We start from the raw sequence: 17,915 nt of genomic DNA on the forward strand, positions 1-17,915 counted from the left end.
ATGCTGGAAACAGTCGTAGTCGTTTTTCATCTGCTGGGTGCATTGGGCGTAGTTGCTCTGGTTTTGCTGCAGCAGGGTAAAGGTGCGGACGCTGGCGCGTCTTTCGGAGCAGGTGCTTCAAATACTGTGTTCGGAAGCCAAGGTTCCTCTACCTTTCTTAGTAAGTTTACTGCTATACTTGCCGCCGGTTTCTTCATAACCAGCTTGGGGTTAGGATACTTTGCTAAAGAGAAGGCTCATCAGCTGACTCAAGCAGGTTTGCCAAACCCGGCAGTGTTGGAAGTTCCAAAGCAACAACCGGCTTCTGATGATGTCCCGGTGCTTCAAGAGCAAAAGTCGGCTACTCCAGCGACTGACGTACCTCCAGCTCAAGAGCAGAAGTAAGAAGGGTTTCAAACGTAGTATTGCCGAGGTGGTGGAATTGGTAGACACGCAACCTTGAGGTGGTTGTGCCCATAGGGTGTAGGGGTTCGAGTCCCCTTCTCGGTACCAATTAGTCAGGAGAGCCCGCTGTTGCGGGCTTTCTTGCAGGTGGAAGGTTACATTGACCCTATAAGGGATCGGTCGTATACTTCCGCCCCAGCTTTGTCGCGGGGTGGAGCAGTCTGGTAGCTCGTCGGGCTCATAACCCGAAGGTCGTCGGTTCAAATCCGGCCCCCGCAACCAGTTTAAGGAGCCCCTTTTAAGGGGCTTTTTGTTAGCTGGACACTTTCAACGCCGCTGTTCGACGGCGTTTCAAGGATGGGCGTTTCGCCCATTTTTTTATTTTGCATAGCATGCACATACATGCACGAGGGGGTTCAGGTGTCGAGCAAGCTAGAAGAGTTGCAGGCCTTGCTGGCCCCGGTGGTCGTGGCCCTAGGCTATGAATGCTGGGGTATTGAGTTTTCGGCTCAAGGTCGCCACTCAATGTTGCGCGTTTATATCGATAAGGAAGGCGGCGTACTGGTGGACGATTGCGCCATCGTCAGCCGTCAGATCAGCGGTGTGCTGGATGTTGAAGATCCGATCTCCGTTGAATACACCCTTGAAGTTTCCTCGCCAGGCATGGAACGCCCACTGTTCACTCTTGAGCAGTTTGCCAAATATGTCGGTGAACAAGTGAAGATCAAGCTGCGCTCGCCTTTTGAAGGTCGACGCAACTTTCAGGGCCTTCTGCGCGGTGTAGAAGAGCAGGACGTCGTGGTGCAGGTAGATGACCATGAGTTCCTGTTGCCGATCGATATGATCGACAAGGCCAACATTATTCCCAGTTTTGACTGAGACGCGGATCCCGCGGATCCAATGGCTTGCGAAAGGCGAGGCGTACGATGAGCAAAGAAGTACTGCTGGTTGTTGAGTCGGTATCCAATGAAAAGGGTGTACCGGCAAGCGTAATTTTTGAAGCGCTGGAGCTGGCTCTGGCCACTGCTACCAAAAAGCGTTTTGAAGACGAAGTTGATCTGCGTGTGGAAATCAACCGCCACACCGGTTCTTACGAAACTTTCCGTCGCTGGACGGTCGTCGAAGAGAATGATCTCGATGATCCGGCCATCGAAACCTGGCCGAGCAAGGTTGCTGAAACGCACCCTGGCGCAAAGGTTGGCGACGTCGTTGAAGAAAAGATCGAGTCCATCGAGTTCGGCCGCATCGCTGCGCAGACCGCCAAGCAGGTCATCGTGCAGAAAGTGCGCGAAGCCGAGCGCGCTCAAGTGGTTGACGCTTATCGCGAGCGCCTGGGAGAAATCATCTCCGGCACCGTGAAAAAAGTGACCCGCGACAACGTGATCGTCGACCTGGGTAATAACGCTGAAGCGTTGCTGGCCCGTGAAGACATCATCTCTCGCGAAACCTTCCGTGTTGGCGTGCGTCTGCGTGCGCTGCTCAAGGAAATCCGCACCGAGAACCGCGGCCCTCAGCTGATCCTGTCGCGTACCGCGCCGGAAATGCTGATCGAGCTGTTCCGTATCGAAGTGCCGGAAATCGCTGAAGGCCTGATCGAAGTCATGGCCGCATCCCGTGATCCGGGTTCGCGGGCCAAGATCGCTGTCCGCTCCAAGGACAAACGCATCGACCCGCAAGGCGCGTGTATCGGTATGCGCGGTTCGCGCGTCCAGGCCGTGTCGGGCGAGTTGGGTGGCGAGCGTGTCGACATCGTCCTGTGGGACGACAACCCGGCCCAGTTCGTGATCAATGCCATGTCGCCGGCAGAAGTGGCGGCCATCATCGTTGACGAAGATGCCCATGCCATGGACATCGCCGTTGGCGCAGACAATCTGGCTCAGGCCATCGGTCGTGGTGGTCAGAACGTGCGTCTGGCGAGCCAGCTGACTGGCTGGACCCTGAACGTGATGACCGAATCGGACATCCAGGCTAAGCAGCAAGCGGAAACCGGCGACATCCTGCGCAACTTCATCGACGAGCTGGAAGTCGACGAAGAACTGGCTCAGGTGCTGGTAGACGAAGGCTTCACCAGCCTGGAAGAGATTGCCTACGTACCGTTGGAAGAAATGCTCAACATCGACGGCTTTGACGAAGACATCGTCAACGAGCTTCGCGCTCGTGCCAAGGATCGCTTGTTGACCAAAGCCATCGCTACTGAGGAAAAGCTGGCAGACGCCCATCCGGCCGAAGACCTGCTCTCGCTTGAGGGTATGGACAAGGATTTGGCGATGGAACTGGCGGTGCGCGGCGTAATTACCCGCGAAGACCTGGCCGAGCAGTCTATTGACGACCTGCTCGACATCGACGGCATTGACGATGATCGTGCCGGCAAGTTGATCATGGCCGCCCGAGCCCACTGGTTCGAGTAATTAGGCGCGGCCTGAGGAGAGAAGTGCATGACGCAAGTCACGGTGAAACAACTGGCCGATGAGGTCAAAACACCGGTAGAGCGCCTGTTGCAGCAGATGCGTGAGGCAGGTCTGCCGCACACCGCCGCCGAAGAAAATGTGACTGACAGTGAGAAGCAATCCCTGCTGACCCACTTGAAAAGCAGCCACAAGGCGAAAGTGGAAGAACCACGCAAGATCACGCTGCAGCGTAAAACCACCAGCACCCTGCGTGTGGCTGGCAGCAAAAGCATCAGCGTTGAAGTCCGCAAGAAGAAAGTTTTCGTACAGCGTAGCCCGGAAGAAATCGAAGCCGAGCGCAAGCGTGAACTGGATGAACGTCGCGCAGTAGAAAATGCTGCCCGTCAGAAGGCTGAAGAAGAAGCTCGCGTTCGCGCCGAAGAAGAAGCGCGTCGCCAGCCTGCTGCGCCGTCCGCTCCTGCCGAAGCCGTCGCTGCACCTGCGCCAGTGGCCGAACCTGTGCGCGAAGCCGCGCCGGTTGTGGCTGCTGCCCCAGCTGCCGACACTCGCAAGCGTGACGAACAGCGCCGTCCGGACAAACCACGTGCCGACGACAACAACCGTCGTGGCGGTGGTGATGGCGAGCGCAAAAACGCTCCGCATCGCGCATCGGTCAAGGAAAAGGCTCCGGCTCCACGTGTGGCGCCACGCACTACCGACGAAGAAAGCGATGGCTTCCGTCGCGGCGGTCGCGGCAAGGCCAAGCTGAAGAAACGCAACGCCCACGGTTTCCAGAGCCCTACCGGCCCTGTCGTGCGTGAAGTGAAGATCGGCGAAACCATCACTGTTGGCGATCTCGCTCAGCAGATGTCGGTGAAGGCTGCCGAAATCATCAAGTTCATGTTCAAACTGGGTACTCCAGCGACCATCAACCAGGTGCTTGATCAGGAAACTGCTCAACTGGTAGCCGAAGAACTGGGCCACAAAGTGACCCTGGTCAGCGACACCGCCCTGGAAGATTCCCTGGCCGAATCCCTGAAGTTCGAAGGTGAAGCGGTTCCTCGTGCGCCGGTTGTGACCGTAATGGGCCACGTTGACCACGGTAAGACCTCGCTGCTCGACTACATCCGTCGTGCCAAGGTAGCTGCTGGCGAAGCCGGCGGTATCACCCAGCACATCGGTGCATACCACGTTGAAACCGAACGCGGCATGGTCACCTTCCTCGACACCCCTGGTCACGCCGCGTTTACCGCCATGCGTGCCCGTGGTGCCAAGGCGACCGACATCGTGATCCTCGTGGTTGCGGCGGACGACGGTGTGATGCCACAAACCATCGAAGCCGTTCAGCACGCTGTTGCTGCTGGCGTTCCGCTGGTGGTTGCGGTGAACAAGATCGACAAGCCGGGTGCAGATCTCGATCGCATCCGTAGCGAACTGTCGGCCCACGGCGTGACCTCTGAAGACTGGGGTGGCGACACTCCATTCGTTCCGGTCTCCGCGAAGATGGGTACCGGCGTCGACGAACTGCTTGAAGCTGTATTGCTGCAGGCTGAAGTTCTCGAACTGACCGCCACTCCTTCGGCTCCTGGCCGTGGTGTCGTGGTTGAATCGCGTCTGGACAAGGGCCGTGGCCCGGTGGCGACTGTTCTGGTTCAGGACGGTACGCTGCGTCAAGGCGACATGGTGCTGGTCGGCTCGAACTATGGCCGCGTGCGCGCCATGCTCGACGAGAACGGCAAGCCGATCAAGGAAGCGGGCCCGGCCATTCCGGTCGAGATCCTCGGCCTGGACGGTACGCCTGACGCTGGCGACGAGATGAGCGTGGTTGCCGACGAGAAGAAAGCCCGTGAAGTGGCTCTGTTCCGTCAAGGCAAGTTCCGCGAAGTCAAACTGGCTCGCGCTCACGCCGGCAAGCTGGAAAACATCTTCGAAAGCATGGGTCAGGAAGAGAAGAAGACGCTCAACATCGTCCTCAAATCCGACGTCCGTGGTTCGCTGGAAGCTTTGCAGGGCGCTCTAAACGGCCTGGGCAACGACGAAGTGCAAGTGCGCGTGGTCGGTGGCGGCGTCGGTGGTATCACCGAATCCGATGCCAACCTGGCACTGGCTTCCAACGCTGTACTGTTCGGCTTCAACGTGCGTGCCGATGCCGGCGCACGGAAGATCGTCGAGCAGGAAGGTCTGGACATGCGTTACTACAACGTGATCTACGACATCATCGAAGACGTCAAGAAAGCCCTGACCGGTATGCTTGGCAGCGATGTTCGCGAGAACATCCTCGGTGTGGCCGAAGTCCGTGACGTATTCCGTTCGCCTAAGTTCGGCGCCATCGCCGGCTGCATGGTGATCGAGGGTACTGTTCACCGTAACCGTCCGATCCGTGTACTGCGTGAAGACATCGTTATCTTCGAAGGCGAGCTGGAATCCCTGCGCCGCTTCAAGGATGACGCTTCCGAAGTACGTGCCGGCATGGAATGCGGTATCGGCGTGAAGAGCTACAACGACGTCAAAGTCGGCGACAAGATCGAAGTCTTCGAGAAGGTTCAGGTTGCTCGCAGCCTCTGACTCGCGCACTTCAAGGGCCACGTCGGGCCGCCGCATGCAAGTGCGCGGCACGGCGTCAGGACTCTAAACGCAACGCCCGGTCTGGCTTTTGTCAGGCCGGGCGTTTGCCGCTTTCAGACCTTGCGGGTTTCACCGCGGGGCAGTAACAGGTAACAAATCATGGCAAAAGAATACAGCCGTACCCAACGTATCGGCGATCAGATGCAGCGTGAGCTGGCCCAACTGATCCGTCGTGAAGTCAAAGACCCGCGCGTCGGCCTGGTCACCATTACCGCTGTGGAAGTCAGCCGTGACGTCGGTCACGCGAAGATCTTCATCACTGTGATGGGACAGGACAACGCCGAAGACATCGCGCAAAGCATCAAGGTGCTCAACGCAGCCGCCGGTTTCCTGCGCATGCAGCTGGCCCGCGAAATGAAGCTGCGCAGCGTGCCGCAATTGCACTTCCACTACGACGAAAGCGTCGTGCGTGGTGCGCACCTGTCGGCCCTGATCGAGCGCGCCGTGGCTGAAGACAATCAGCACGTGGCTGCGGCAGAACCCGAAGACACCAAGGAGTAACTCGGTGGCTCAGGTCAAACGTATCCGTCGTAACGTCAGCGGCATCATCCTGCTCGACAAGCCGCTGGGGTTTACCTCCAACGCCGCGCTGCAGAAGGTTCGCTGGTTGCTCAACGCCGAGAAGGCCGGTCACACCGGCAGTCTCGATCCCCTGGCCACCGGCGTTCTGCCGCTGTGCTTTGGCGAGGCGACCAAGTTCTCGCAGTACCTGCTTGATTCCGACAAGGGTTACGAAACCCTGGCGCAACTGGGCAAGACCACCACCACGGCGGACGCCGAAGGTGAGGTTTTGCAGGAGCGTCCGGTGACCGTTGGTCAGGCCGACATTGAAGCGGTTCTGCCGAAATTTCGTGGGCAAATCAGTCAGATACCGCCGATGTACTCCGCTCTCAAGCGTGATGGCCAGCCACTGTACAAGTTGGCCCGTGCAGGCGAAGTAGTGGAGCGCGAACCGCGTTCTGTTACTATTGCGCGCTTGGAATTGCTGGCCTTCGAAGGCGATACTGCGCGTCTTGCGGTGGATTGCAGCAAGGGCACCTATATTCGCACCCTGGTGGAGGATATCGGTGAGCAACTCGGTTGTGGTGCGTACGTCGCTGAACTGCGTCGTACCCAGGCCGGGCCTTTCACCCTGGCGCAGACCGTGACCCTCGAAGAGCTGGAAGCGGTACATGCCGAAGGCGGCAATGAAGCGGTCGACCGCTTCCTGATGCCATCGGACAGCGGCCTGCAGGATTGGCCGTTGCTGCAGTTCTCGGAAGCGAGCGCGTTCTACTGGCTCAACGGCCAGCCGGTACGTGCCCCGGATGCTCCGAAGTTTGGCATGGTGCGGGTACAGGATCACAACGGTCGCTTCATCGGTATCGGTGAAGTGAGCGAAGACGGGCGCATCGCGCCGCGTCGACTGATTCGGTCAGAATGACCGGAAACCGGTCTGTGTAACAGCAGGCCGGCGAGTGTGGCTGTCAACAGGCACGGTCACTACTCATTTATAGATACAGGGATTTGTCCCTGGCCTGTTGAAACTGTTTTTGAAACAGTTTCCTGATAAAAGGATTGCCTCATGGCTCTCGACGTTCAAGAAAAAGCTCAAATCGTTGCCGACTACCAGCAAGCTGTTGGTGACACTGGTTCGCCAGAAGTGCAAGTTGCACTGCTGACCGCCAACATCAACAAACTGCAAGGTCACTTCAAGGCCAACGGTAAAGACCACCACTCCCGTCGTGGTCTGATCCGCATGGTTAACCAGCGTCGCAAGCTGCTGGACTACCTGAAAGGCAAGGACGTGAGCCGTTACAGCGCTCTGATCGCTCGCCTGGGTCTGCGTCGCTAATCAGCGATTGCGCTATGAGGTTGGTTGTCTGTCAGACGTCAGCGGGTTTCCGCCGGCGTCCGGCAGGCTCCCAGCCTCAAGTTTTATCTGGATACACGTTTTACCCTGGACAGGCGTTGGGCCGATTCCCGACATTGCCCAAGAATTTCGCAAGAAACCAGTTCCCCCAAGAGCCACAAAGAAGGTAGGACACCGTGAACCCGGTAATCAAAAAATTCCAGTTCGGTCAGTCGACCGTTACCCTCGAGACTGGCCGTATCGCCCGTCAGGCCTCCGGCGCAGTATTGGTCACCGTTGACGACGACGTCAGCGTATTGGTGACCGTAGTCGGTGCCAAGCAAGCCGATCCGGGCAAGGGCTTCTTCCCTCTGTCCGTTCACTACCAGGAAAAGACTTACGCTGCCGGTAAGATCCCTGGCGGTTTCTTCAAGCGTGAAGGCCGTCCTTCCGAGAAAGAAACCCTGACTTCCCGACTGATCGACCGTCCGATCCGTCCGCTGTTCCCGGAAGGTTTCATGAACGAAGTGCAGGTTGTCTGCACCGTCGTTTCCACCAGCAAGAAGACCGATCCGGACATCGCTGCGATGATCGGTACCTCGGCTGCCCTGGCGATCTCCGGCATTCCTTTCGACGGCCCGATCGGCGCCGCTCGTGTTGCTTTCCACGAAAGCACCGGCTACCTGCTGAACCCGACCTACGAGCAGCAAGCTGCCTCGAGCCTGGACATGGTTGTTGCCGGTACTTCCGACGCCGTGCTGATGGTTGAATCGGAAGCCAAAGAGCTGACCGAAGACCAGATGCTGGGCGCGGTACTGTTTGCTCACGACGAGTTCCAGGTCGTAATCAACGCCGTTAAAGAACTGGCTGCCGAAGCGGCCAAGCCAACCTGGACCTGGGCACCTGCTCCAGAAGCCACCGAGCTGCTGGCTGCTATCCGTTCCGAGTTCGGCGAAGCGATCTCCCAGGCTTACACCATCACCATCAAGGCCGACCGTTATGCGCGTCTGGGCGAGCTGCGTGACCAGGTTGTTGCCAAGCTGTCCGGTGAAGAAGGCCAACCTTCGGCTTCCGACGTCAAAGCTGCTTTCGGCGAAATCGAATACCGCACCGTTCGCGAAAACATCGTTAACGGCAAGCCACGTATCGACGGTCGCGACACCCGCACCGTACGTCCGCTGAACATCGAAGTCGGCGTTCTGCCGAAGACCCACGGTTCGGCACTGTTCACCCGTGGCGAAACCCAGGCTCTGGTAGTCGCGACTCTGGGCACCGCCCGTGACGCACAACTGCTGGACACTCTGGAAGGCGAGAAAAAAGACCCGTTCATGCTGCACTACAACTTCCCTCCGTTCTCGGTGGGCGAGTGTGGTCGCATGGGTGGCGCCGGTCGTCGTGAAATCGGTCACGGCCGTCTGGCCCGTCGTTCGGTTTCGGCCATGCTGCCAGCCGCTGACGTGTTCCCTTACACCATCCGTGTGGTATCGGAAATCACCGAATCCAACGGTTCGAGCTCGATGGCTTCCGTTTGCGGCGCTTCCCTGGCCCTGATGGACGCTGGTGTTCCGATGAAGGCACCAGTTGCCGGTATCGCCATGGGTCTGGTTAAAGAAGGCGAGAAGTTCGCCGTCCTGACCGACATCCTGGGTGACGAAGACCACCTGGGCGACATGGACTTCAAAGTAGCCGGTACCGCCAAAGGCGTGACCGCGCTGCAGATGGACATCAAGATCAAGGGCATCACCGAAGAGATCATGGAAATCGCTCTGGGCCAAGCCCTGGAAGCGCGCCTGAACATCCTCGGCCAGATGAACCAGATCATCGGCCAGTCGCGTACCGAACTGTCGGCCAACGCTCCGACCATGATCGCGATGAAGATCGACACCGACAAGATCCGTGACGTTATCGGTAAAGGTGGCGCGACCATCCGTGCGATCTGCGAAGAAACCAAGGCTTCGATCGACATCGAAGACGACGGTTCGATCAAGATCTTCGGCGAAACCAAGGAAGCGGCTGAAGCAGCACGTCAGCGCGTTCTGGGCATCACCGCAGAGGCCGAGATCGGCAAGATCTACGTCGGCAAGGTTGAGCGCATCGTCGACTTCGGCGCATTCGTCAACATCCTGCCGGGCAAGGACGGTCTGGTTCACATCTCGATGCTGAGCGACGCTCGCGTAGAGAAAGTGACCGACATCCTGAAAGAAGGCCAGGAAGTGGAAGTGCTGGTACTGGACGTGGACAACCGCGGCCGTATCAAGCTGTCCATCAAAGACGTGGCAGCGGCCAAGGCTTCGGGCGTTTAATCACCCCGCAGCGTTAGCCCAATAAAAATGCCCCGCCGTGAAAACGGCGGGGCATTTTTTTGTCCGTGAAATATCGAGTCATTCTGCAAAGTTGCCGACCTTCAAGACCGGTGCTAGGTTTAGCCCACCGCCCGTGTAGCTCAGCCGGTAGAGCAGCGCACTCGTAACGCGAAGGTCGCAGGTTCGATTCCTGTCTCGGGCACCACTTCCCTTATTTCACCTTGCGGCTCAACTCCTCGACGGTGCGTTTGAGTTGATCCATCGCGCGATCCTGATCGTTGAGTTTCTGCTTCAGGCTGGAGATTTCGCTGTTGTTCGAGCTGGAGCTGGAACCGCTATTGCGTTTGAGGTCTTCAACCTGACGGCCGAGCGTATCGAGCTGACGATCCTGTTCCTTGACCTTGTTCTTCAGATCTTCAATCTCCCTGCCACTCGAGCTCGAGCTCGAGCTCGAACTGGAACCGCTGCTGCGCTTGAATTCTTCAATCTGACGCGACTGCTCGTTGATGGTGTCGCGCATCTTTTTCAGCTCCTCGACTCCGATGCCGCTCTTGATCACGACGTCTTTGCCGAAATCGTTGTGAATGGCGGAGATCTGGTCGCCATAGGAAGGGCTGCTGCTACTCAATTCAACTGCCATTGCGCTGGCCGGCAGGGCCAGGGTGCCCAGCAGGGCGGTCAAAGTGGTGGGGGACACAACAGAAGAAATCTTCGAAAAGCTGCGCATCACTGGGTTTCCTTGTGAACAGCGAAGGTGAGTGCCGATATGGCACATCGCTATGACTTGAAAATCCGGTTTATGTTCCGCAGGTCAACTTTTTGTGGGAGAGATGTAAAGTCCCGTGTAATTCGCTCGCCAAACGTCCTATATTCGTTGTCTGCATGAGCATCGCCCAGCAGTTTTCAGATGATCCCGAATGGTTCCGAAGGCCGGACAATCCGCGTCAGAGAGATCCTTGATGATCCACATCCATCTTCCATTCTTATGATCAGCGAGAACGCCATGACCGAGTTAACTCAAGAGCAACGCCACGAACAAGCGCTGGAAAAGTACAAACTTGATGCGCCTGAGCTGATGGACGAGATCAAGGACCTGAGTCCCGATGATCAAAAAGATCAGATCCAGTGGGCGTTCGAAGACGAAGCCGAAGCCCAGGGCCTGCAACCTTGGGAGTTGACCCTCAAGTACACCAGTACCCCTGAGGAGTTCGAGGCCAAGCGCCTGGAACTGCACAAGGAAGCGGCCGAAGTGTTGGGTGTCGAGTGGGATGAATACTGCGAGATGAACAATCTGGTGGTCTGAAACAAAAACGCCAGCCTCGAAAGGGCTGGCGTTTTTTATTGTGTGGACGACTCAGATGCTCAGGCGCATCGACAGGTCCACGGCTTTCACATCCTTGGTCATCGCGCCGATCGAGATGTAATCCACCCCGGTCTGGGCGATCGGCAGCAGCGTGCTTTCGTTGATGCCGCCACTGGCTTCCAGTTTCGCCTTGCCGCCGTTCAGGCGTACGGCTTCGCGCATGTCATCGAGGCTCAGTTCGTCGAGCATGATGATGTCGGCACCGGCGGCCAGCGCTTCTTTCAACTCCTCCAGACTTTCCACTTCGATTTCCACCGGTTTGCCCGGGGCGATCTTGTGTGCAGCGGCAATGGCCTGCGGGATGCCACCGCTGGCAGCGATGTGGTTTTCCTTGATCAGGAACGCGTCGTACAGGCCGATGCGATGGTTATGGCAACCGCCGCAAGTGACCGCATATTTCTGCGCCAGACGCAGGCCCGGCAGGGTCTTGCGGGTGTCGAGCAATTTCACCGACGTCTCGGCAACGAAGTCCGCCAGGTACTGCGCGCGGGTCGCCACGCCCGACAGCAATTGCAGGAAGTTCAGTGCGCTGCGTTCACCGGTCAGCAGTGAACGGGCAGGGCCTTCTAGATGAAACAGCGGCTGGTTCGGCGAAACCCGTTCGCCATCGCGCACCTGCCAATGCACCGCCACCCGTGGATCGAGCTGACGAAACACCGCATCGACCCAAGCCGTGCCACTGATGACGGCGGCGTCGCGGGTGATGATGGTGGCTTTGGCCAGGCGTTCGGCCGGGATCAGTTGCGCGGTGATGTCGCCGCTGCCGATGTCTTCGAGCAACGCACGGCGCACGTTGGCTTCGATTTCGGCGGTCAAATCGGCGAGACGTAGATTCGGCATAACGGGCTCCACAAACTAAGTGGCCCGATTATAGGGGCATGGCGTCGGCCAACCCAAGGCGAGAACAGCCACGCAGCGCTGCATCCGGTCGATTTTCTTTGAGCAAACCCGATTCTGTCGTGGTCACTGCAAGGTGTCGGCGCATAGGGGAAACCCTGACGGCTCTGGCGCCGGGGACATCTTTTGCAAGATAATCCGCCTTGCATTTGACGCCATGAGTTTGACGTCGGCAAATCACCGTTTCAGGAGGCTTGGATGCACAACGACGGGAATGTAGTGCCTCTGCACAAGGCCACTACCGATCAGGCGACTCACTCGCCGCTCGCCCGCCTGCCTGTGATTCTGCTTCAGGTTCGCGACAAGGCTGCCCAGCGCCTGCGCAACGGTTTGCAGGAGCTGTTCGATAACGCCGACGACACCCTGTTCGAAATGGCCGACCGGGCTCGTAACGACGTCGAGCAGAACATCTTTTTCGAAGCCATGCGCGACCTGCGCCTCAAGCGCAAGAACATCGAGCGCGGCTTTCTCGAGCAATTTTTCGATGCCTTTGTCGGCCTCACTCAATTCGATCCCGTCCCCACCGTCCTCTCTCATGCTTTGCAGAATGAGGACAGCACCGCGCGCACTGACGACATGGAGCGCAACGTCGCGGTCGAGACGATGGTCGGCCGCGTGCTGAATCGCGACGGGTTCGCCCTCGATCAACTGACCGCGCGATTCAATGCGCTGTTGGGCAAGACCCTGGACGATCAATACAACCCGCTGGGCCCGGCGATGCTTTGCGAATACTTCCTGCAAGCGGGGCGCAATCTGGGGGTGGAGATCAAGGTCAAACTGATCCTGCTCAAACTGTTCGAGCGCTATGTGCTGGCCGATACCGATCAACTCTACGCCGAAGCCAATCAACTGCTGATCGCCACGGGCGTGTTGCCCGAGCTCAAGCCGGCACCGGCCCGTCGCGCCATCGATCAGGCCGTGGCCAGCGTGCAGAGCGAATTCGAGGGCGTCGACAAAACCCAGACCGATGCCGGCGTGCAGGAGGTCTTCGCCGCGTTGCAGGAGTTGCTGCTGCACGTGCGCGGCACGGTTGCGCCGACCCTTGAACCCAGCGCCCCGGCGCAGCCGATTTCCACCCGCGACTTGCTGCGCCTGCTCTCGCACTTGCAGCAATATGTACCGGCGCTGGCGGTGCAGGACGACTTCGATCTGCGCCATCAACTTGAACAGCTGTTGACCCGAGTGAGCGTGCGCAGCGGCAAATCACGAATCGTCGGCGGGGCCGACGAGGACGTGATCAATCTGGTGGCCATGGTCTTCGACTGCATCCTCGATGATCGCAACCTGCCGGATTCGCTCAAGGCGCTGATCGCCCGGTTGCAGATCCCGATGTTGAAGGTCGCGGTGATCGACAAAAGCTTCTTCAGCCGCAGCAGCCACCCGGCGCGTCGCCTGCTCAATGAAATCGCCGAAGCGGCGATGGGCTGGGGCGAGTGCGACGGCAATGCACGCGACAGCCTGTACTTGCGCATCGAGCAAGTGGTGCAGCGCCTGCTGACAGACTTCGTCGATGACCCGGCGATTTTTTCCGAATTGCTGGCGGACTTTCTCGCGTTCACCAGTGACGAGCGCCGTCGCAGCGAATTGCTTGAACAGCGTTTGCGCGATGCCGAAGAGGGTCGGGCGAAAACCGAACTGGCCCGCCAGCGGGTCGAGCAGGCGCTGAATCAGGCGTTGCTGGGCAAAGTCCTGCCACCGTCGGTGGTGACGTTCGTGCAGGAAGCCTGGAGCAAGGTGTTGCTGCTGACCTGCCTCAAGCACGGCGATCAGTCTGCCGAATGGCAGGCCGACGTGCAGACCATGGAGCAATTGATCTGGAGCGTGCAGCGCCACGACGATGCCGAAGCCGGCCTGCGTCTGCTGGCGCTGGTGCCGGGGTTGCTCAAGTCATTGCGCGACGGCCTGAGCAGTTCGGCCTTCGATCCGTTTGCCACCAGCGGCTTTTTCAGTGAGCTGGAAGCGCTGCATGTGCGCCTGCTCGAACCGTCCACCCAGCCGGATCAGACTGCATTGCCGGAAATGATCGAAGTGTCGCAGGCGATTGTCTTGCAGATGGCCGACGACGGCCTCCAGTCTCGCACGCCGGCGCGCTTGCCGGCCGACGACGCAGGTTTGCGCCAGGTCGATCAGTTGCGCCTGGGCAGTTGGGTGGCGTTCGAAGAAGACGAAGAACACACCCTGCGCTGCAAGCTGGCGGCGATCATCGAGGCCACCAACAAGTACGTGTTCGTCGACCGCACCGGGATGAAAGTGCTGGAGCGCGACCGCACTGAACTGGCCCTGGCATTCCGTCGCGGCGCGGTGCGGACGCTGGACGACACCTTGTTGTTCGACCGTGCGCTGGAGTCGGTAATCGGCAATCTGCGGCGGCTCAATCGCGGCAAGTGATCGCGCGCCGGGGGCCGATCACGGCATACTGGTCGTCAACACAGTCGGCGTTGAAGGAATCGGTATGCAGTTGGATCCCGCAAGCGGGTGGTGTCACGGGGTGCAGGTCTGCCCTTCGCCCAACTTCAATGAACGCCCGGCGGGCGAAGTCTCCCTGTTGGTCATCCACAACATCAGCCTGCCGCCGGCGCAGTTCGCCACCGGCAAGGTGCAGGAATTTTTCCAGAATCGTCTGGATGTCACGGAACATCCCTACTTTGCCGGGATCGCCGACCTGCGCGTGTCCGCGCATTTTCTGATCGAACGTGACGGCAAGGTCACCCAGTTTGTCTCCTGTCTTGAGCGTGCCTGGCATGCCGGTGTTTCGGTGTTCGAGGGACGGGAAACCTGTAACGATTTTTCGGTGGGCATCGAGCTGGAAGGCACCGATGATCTGCCGTTCACCGATGCGCAGTATCAGGCGTTGATCCTGCTGACCCGCCATTTGCAAAAAGCGTTTCCGGCGATCACTGTCGAGCGCATCTGCGGGCACAGCGACATCGCCCCCGGACGCAAGACTGACCCCGGACCCGCATTCGACTGGGCACGCTACCGCGCCGCCCTGGCACAAGAGGAAGGACAATGAGTTTTCTGGTGTTACTGCTGGCGGTATGGATCGAGAAGTTCTCGGCCCTGCGCCAACGGGTTCAACGCGATGGCGGATGGATCCGCGAACTGCACAAGCTTGAAACCGGCGGGCTGGCCAAACAGCCGTGGCTGGTGTTGACCGTCCTGGTGCTGTTGCCGGTGGCGCTGCTGGGATTGCTGCTGGTGGTGCTGGACCCGGTGGCCTACGGTCTGCTGGCATTGCCGGTGCATTTGCTGGTGGTGATTTACAGCCTGGGGCGCGGTGATCTGCTCGGCGAACTCGGGCCGTTTCGCGACGCCTGGCGCCGCGAGGACCTGCAGGCCGCCGCCCACGTGGCCAAGCGTGATCTGAACATCTGCGCCGAAAGCGGCGAACAATTGCTGGAGCAAGTGCAACGGCATCTGTTGTGGCAGGCCTACCAGAGTTTCTTTGCGGTGATTTTCTGGTACTTCCTGCTCGGCCCGGTCGCGGCGCTGAGCTATCGCCTGCTGGCGCTGGCGGAAGAAAACGCCCAGAACCCGGCGGTGGCCGAGCGGGCAGGGCAACTGCGTCACGCCTTCGACTGGGTGCCGGTGCGCCTGCTGGCGGCGAGCCTTGCCCTGGTCGGCAATTTCGTCGCGGTCAGCCGGGTGATGCTGCACGAACTGCTGAACTGGAACATCAGCGCTGCGCAACTGATCAACAAGGTCGGGCTGGCTGCCGGAGAAATTCCGCCGGCCGCTGTCGGCCCCGAAGGCATCAACACCCTCGACTGCCTGTGGGAACTGCTGCTGCGGGCGGCGGTGCTGTGGTATGCCGGCTTCGCCCTGTGGACAGTGCTGGCGTAGGCCGTTCGCGTGACGAGGGGGGCAATCCCCCTCGTTAACCTTAAGTTACAAAACCTCCCTTCGATTTGAGCTATACAGAGATAGCGCCCGATAGTGGCTATCTGCTCTCGCCCCGCGCCTGCCAATAAAAACAAGAAAAAACCAAGGGAGACTTCCAGTGAAGAGCTTGCTCTATCCCGCCGTCTCGCTGATGAACCGCTTGAGCTTCGGCATGAAGTTCAGCCTGATCAGCGTGCTGTTCCTGGTGCCGATGCTGGTGACCAATTTCTATCTGGTGCGCGATTCCTACCGTGAATTCCAGGGCACCCGAGTGGAGCTGCAGAGCCTCGACCTGCTGGGTAGCAGCCTGACCCTGCGCCGGGATCTGGAATCCCTCAACAATCTGGTGCAGATCAACGTCACCCTCGGCCAGTCCGGCAAGGCCGGCAATGTCGAGGCGCAGATCACCAGCCTTGAGCAAAGCGTCCTGGCGCGCCTGCAAGGGCTGACGCCCATGACCGAGGATCCTGAGCAGATCAAATTCTTCGAGACCAAGCGCGATGAAATGATCGCCGCCTTCAAGGCCCAGCAAGCGGAAAACTCCCTGCAAAGCAAAAGTGCGCTGATCGGCAAACTGCTGGGCAATGCGCAGGTTTTCAGCCAGATCGTGGCCAGCCAGGCCGGATTGAGTCGCGACAATCAGGGCGACATACGCCAGCTCAGCGAGCTGATCACCGCGACCACGCCGGCCGTCACCCAGGCCTTGGGCGAAGGTCGGGCGATGGGCTCGTATTCATTGGGCCAGGGCTTTCTCAACAGCTCATCCAGCACCCGCTTCGACGAGTTGTTGGTGCAGATCGAAAAACTTCAGGCCGAATATGGCCTGAAATTGCAGGATGCGCTGGGCTCCAGCAAAGCTGCCCGTGACTCCCTGAGCACCCCGGCGGATGCCAGCAAGGCGTCGCTGAAACAGGCCAGCACCCTGATCGAAGAACAAGTGGTGATGGCCGAAACGCTCGACGCTCCATGGCAGGGTTTTTATGAGCAGGTCACCGGGTTGATGGCTCAGACCTATCAGCTCAACGACGCCACCCTGAAATTCCTCGACACCCAATTGCAGCAGCGCCTGGGGCAAAACCGTACGCACATGGTGCTGCAAGCCGTGGCGTTGTCGGTGGTGTTCGTGTTGATTTTCTATCTCTACGGCGGGTTCTACGCCTCGACTCGCGCCACCCTGAAAAACCTCGGCGCCATGATGGATAAAGTCGCGGCAGGCGACATGACAGTGAATTTCCGCGCCAACAGCCGTGATGAACTCGGCGAGTTGGGCGAAGTGTTCAACGGTACGGTGCGGAAAATCCATGATCTGATCGAGCGGGTCGGCCACACTGTTGGCGAGGTCGAGCGACAGGCGGGGCAAGTGGAAAACGTCTCGGCGCAGAGCAATCAGGCGGTGGCCGGGCAACGCACGCAGATCGAACAAGTGGCCACTGCGATGAACCAGATGTCGGCGACCTCACTGGAGGTGGCACGCAGTGCAGCGGCAGCGGTCAGCAGCGCCCACAGCGTGAACGACGAAACCATCAGTGGTCGCGGATTGGTGGAATCGCAGCAGGGCAGCATCGCGGCACTGGCGAGCGAAATCGATCAATCGGTGCTGGTGATCAACCAGTTGGCCAGCGACAGCCAGTCGATCAGCCGCGTTCTGGAAGTGATCAAGAGCATTGCCGAACAGACCAATCTGCTGGCGCTCAACGCCGCGATCGAGGCTGCGCGGGCCGGTGAGCAGGGACGCGGTTTTGCCGTGGTCGCTGATGAAGTCCGGACGCTGGCCAAACGAACCCAGCAATCGACCGAAGAAATCGAGCAGATGATCGCCAAACTCCACGGCGGCGTCGGCGCGGCAGTGAAGGCCATGGGCGTCAGCCATCAGATGGCCAACGGCACGGTGGGGCAGTCGGAAAAAGTCCAGCAGGCGCTGGAAAACATCCTCGGCGCTGTCGGCATGATCGTCGACCAGAACCAGCAGATCGCCGCTGCCGTCGAACAACAGACTGCCGTGGCCCACGACATCGACCAGAACATCGTCGAGATCAACCGTGCCGGCGAGCGCACCGCAGAAGGCGCGCATCAGACCGAGGATGCCAGCCGCGCGTTGTCGGCGCAGGTGGTCGAGTTGAAGCAGTTGATCAGCGCGTTCCGGGTTTGAATCGACCTGCCTCCTGTGAGGCAGGTTTTTTCGGAATGGTTTGTAGTACTTTTTTGCTTACATCTGTAAGCAAAATCCTGTTTTCCTCCGGGGG

The 17,915-nt window shown here is 59.1% G+C and carries 15 protein-coding genes and 3 tRNA genes; 16 read left to right on the forward strand and 2 right to left on the reverse strand.

Annotated features, from left to right (window positions below; genetic code table 11):
- The 11 genes from secG (at position 1) to LOY31_RS04050 (ending at position 9,735) form a co-directional block, all read left to right on the forward strand.
- The gene (gene secG / locus LOY31_RS04000; protein WP_011332406.1) at positions 1-384 is read left to right on the forward strand and encodes a preprotein translocase subunit SecG; all 384 of its coding nucleotides are present in this window, start codon (positions 1-3) and stop codon (positions 382-384) included.
- A 22-nt stretch (positions 385-406) separates the two neighbouring features.
- Positions 407-492: transfer RNA gene (locus tag LOY31_RS04005), tRNA-Leu, on the forward strand.
- 97 nt (positions 493-589) lie between these two features.
- Positions 590-666: transfer RNA gene (locus tag LOY31_RS04010), tRNA-Met, on the forward strand.
- A gap of 138 nt (positions 667-804) precedes the next feature.
- Positions 805-1,263 carry a ribosome maturation factor RimP gene (rimP, locus tag LOY31_RS04015; protein ID WP_039769696.1) on the forward strand — a complete coding sequence of 153 codons (459 nt, stop codon included), beginning with the start codon at positions 805-807 and terminating at the stop codon, positions 1,261-1,263.
- 47 nt (positions 1,264-1,310) lie between these two features.
- Positions 1,311-2,792: a transcription termination factor NusA gene (gene nusA / locus LOY31_RS04020; RefSeq protein ID WP_003221546.1), complete on the forward strand. Its 1,482-nt coding sequence runs from the start codon at positions 1,311-1,313 to the stop codon at positions 2,790-2,792.
- A gap of 27 nt (positions 2,793-2,819) precedes the next feature.
- Positions 2,820-5,336 (forward strand): translation initiation factor IF-2, encoded by a 2,517-nt coding sequence (gene infB, locus LOY31_RS04025; RefSeq protein WP_007953742.1) that lies wholly within the window; start codon positions 2,820-2,822, stop codon positions 5,334-5,336.
- A 159-nt stretch (positions 5,337-5,495) separates the two neighbouring features.
- On the forward strand, positions 5,496-5,897 hold the full coding sequence (rbfA, locus tag LOY31_RS04030) for a 30S ribosome-binding factor RbfA (RefSeq protein ID WP_007953741.1): 402 nt from the start codon (positions 5,496-5,498) through the stop codon (positions 5,895-5,897).
- 4 nt (positions 5,898-5,901) lie between these two features.
- Positions 5,902-6,819: a tRNA pseudouridine(55) synthase TruB gene (truB, locus tag LOY31_RS04035; RefSeq protein WP_007953739.1), complete on the forward strand. Its 918-nt coding sequence runs from the start codon at positions 5,902-5,904 to the stop codon at positions 6,817-6,819.
- Positions 6,820-6,960: 141 nt separating this feature from the next.
- Positions 6,961-7,230: a 30S ribosomal protein S15 gene (gene rpsO, locus LOY31_RS04040; RefSeq protein WP_011332409.1), complete on the forward strand. Its 270-nt coding sequence runs from the start codon at positions 6,961-6,963 to the stop codon at positions 7,228-7,230.
- A gap of 194 nt (positions 7,231-7,424) precedes the next feature.
- The gene (gene pnp / locus LOY31_RS04045) at positions 7,425-9,530 is read left to right on the forward strand and encodes a polyribonucleotide nucleotidyltransferase (protein WP_007953735.1); all 2,106 of its coding nucleotides are present in this window, start codon (positions 7,425-7,427) and stop codon (positions 9,528-9,530) included.
- 129 nt (positions 9,531-9,659) lie between these two features.
- Positions 9,660-9,735 (forward strand) — tRNA-Thr (locus tag LOY31_RS04050).
- A 6-nt stretch (positions 9,736-9,741) separates the two neighbouring features.
- On the opposite strand, the gene LOY31_RS04055 is transcribed toward LOY31_RS04050, so the two are convergent.
- Positions 9,742-10,257 carry a hypothetical protein gene (locus tag LOY31_RS04055; protein ID WP_258712891.1) on the reverse strand — a complete coding sequence of 172 codons (516 nt, stop codon included), beginning with the start codon at positions 10,255-10,257 and terminating at the stop codon, positions 9,742-9,744.
- Positions 10,258-10,533: 276 nt separating this feature from the next.
- Between LOY31_RS04055 and LOY31_RS04060 the strand changes: the two genes are divergently transcribed.
- Positions 10,534-10,833 (forward strand): DUF6388 family protein, encoded by a 300-nt coding sequence (locus LOY31_RS04060; RefSeq protein ID WP_085685841.1) that lies wholly within the window; start codon positions 10,534-10,536, stop codon positions 10,831-10,833.
- A gap of 51 nt (positions 10,834-10,884) precedes the next feature.
- Here the strand turns inward: LOY31_RS04060 and nadC are convergent, their stop codons facing one another.
- Positions 10,885-11,733: a carboxylating nicotinate-nucleotide diphosphorylase gene (nadC, locus tag LOY31_RS04065; protein WP_007953729.1), complete on the reverse strand. Its 849-nt coding sequence runs from the start codon at positions 11,731-11,733 to the stop codon at positions 10,885-10,887.
- A gap of 255 nt (positions 11,734-11,988) precedes the next feature.
- Here nadC and LOY31_RS04070 point away from each other — a divergent pair, with 255 nt between their 5' ends.
- The 4 genes from LOY31_RS04070 to LOY31_RS04085 all read left to right on the forward strand — a co-directional run bounded on the left by LOY31_RS04070 (position 11,989) and on the right by LOY31_RS04085 (position 17,821).
- The gene (locus LOY31_RS04070) at positions 11,989-14,178 is read left to right on the forward strand and encodes a DUF1631 domain-containing protein (protein ID WP_258712892.1); all 2,190 of its coding nucleotides are present in this window, start codon (positions 11,989-11,991) and stop codon (positions 14,176-14,178) included.
- A gap of 64 nt (positions 14,179-14,242) precedes the next feature.
- Positions 14,243-14,803, forward strand: coding sequence for a 1,6-anhydro-N-acetylmuramyl-L-alanine amidase AmpD (gene ampD, locus LOY31_RS04075; RefSeq protein WP_085608039.1), 561 nt, complete (start codon positions 14,243-14,245; stop codon positions 14,801-14,803).
- On the forward strand, positions 14,800-15,633 hold the full coding sequence (ampE, locus tag LOY31_RS04080) for a regulatory signaling modulator protein AmpE (RefSeq protein WP_085608040.1): 834 nt from the start codon (positions 14,800-14,802) through the stop codon (positions 15,631-15,633). The genes ampD and ampE overlap by 4 nt, the downstream gene beginning before the upstream one ends.
- A gap of 157 nt (positions 15,634-15,790) precedes the next feature.
- A complete protein-coding gene (locus tag LOY31_RS04085; protein WP_258712893.1) occupies positions 15,791-17,821 on the forward strand; it encodes a methyl-accepting chemotaxis protein in 2,031 nt (676 codons plus the stop codon).
- Positions 17,822-17,915 lie beyond the last annotated feature (94 nt).

This window comes from Pseudomonas sp. B21-021 (assembly GCF_024749205.1).
GTDB classification, from domain to species: domain Bacteria; phylum Pseudomonadota; class Gammaproteobacteria; order Pseudomonadales; family Pseudomonadaceae; genus Aquipseudomonas; species Aquipseudomonas paraglycinae.

Excerpts from the sequence above, each read along its gene's own strand:
- nusA (WP_003221546.1), top strand. The coding sequence starts at position 1,311 with ATGAGCAAAGAAGTACTGCTGGTTGTTGAGTCGGTATCCAATGAAAAG.
- ampD (WP_085608039.1), top strand. The coding sequence starts at position 14,243 with ATGCAGTTGGATCCCGCAAGCGGGTGGTGTCACGGGGTGCAGGTCTGC.
- LOY31_RS04055 (WP_258712891.1), bottom strand. The coding sequence starts at position 10,257 with ATGCGCAGCTTTTCGAAGATTTCTTCTGTTGTGTCCCCCACCACTTTG.
- ampE (WP_085608040.1), top strand. The coding sequence starts at position 14,800 with ATGAGTTTTCTGGTGTTACTGCTGGCGGTATGGATCGAGAAGTTCTCG.
- rpsO (WP_011332409.1), top strand. The coding sequence starts at position 6,961 with ATGGCTCTCGACGTTCAAGAAAAAGCTCAAATCGTTGCCGACTACCAG.
- LOY31_RS04060 (WP_085685841.1), top strand. The coding sequence starts at position 10,534 with ATGACCGAGTTAACTCAAGAGCAACGCCACGAACAAGCGCTGGAAAAG.
- infB (WP_007953742.1), top strand. The coding sequence starts at position 2,820 with ATGACGCAAGTCACGGTGAAACAACTGGCCGATGAGGTCAAAACACCG.
- LOY31_RS04070 (WP_258712892.1), top strand. The coding sequence starts at position 11,989 with ATGCACAACGACGGGAATGTAGTGCCTCTGCACAAGGCCACTACCGAT.
- secG (WP_011332406.1), top strand. The coding sequence starts at position 1 with ATGCTGGAAACAGTCGTAGTCGTTTTTCATCTGCTGGGTGCATTGGGC.
- rbfA (WP_007953741.1), top strand. The coding sequence starts at position 5,496 with ATGGCAAAAGAATACAGCCGTACCCAACGTATCGGCGATCAGATGCAG.
- nadC (WP_007953729.1), bottom strand. The coding sequence starts at position 11,733 with ATGCCGAATCTACGTCTCGCCGATTTGACCGCCGAAATCGAAGCCAAC.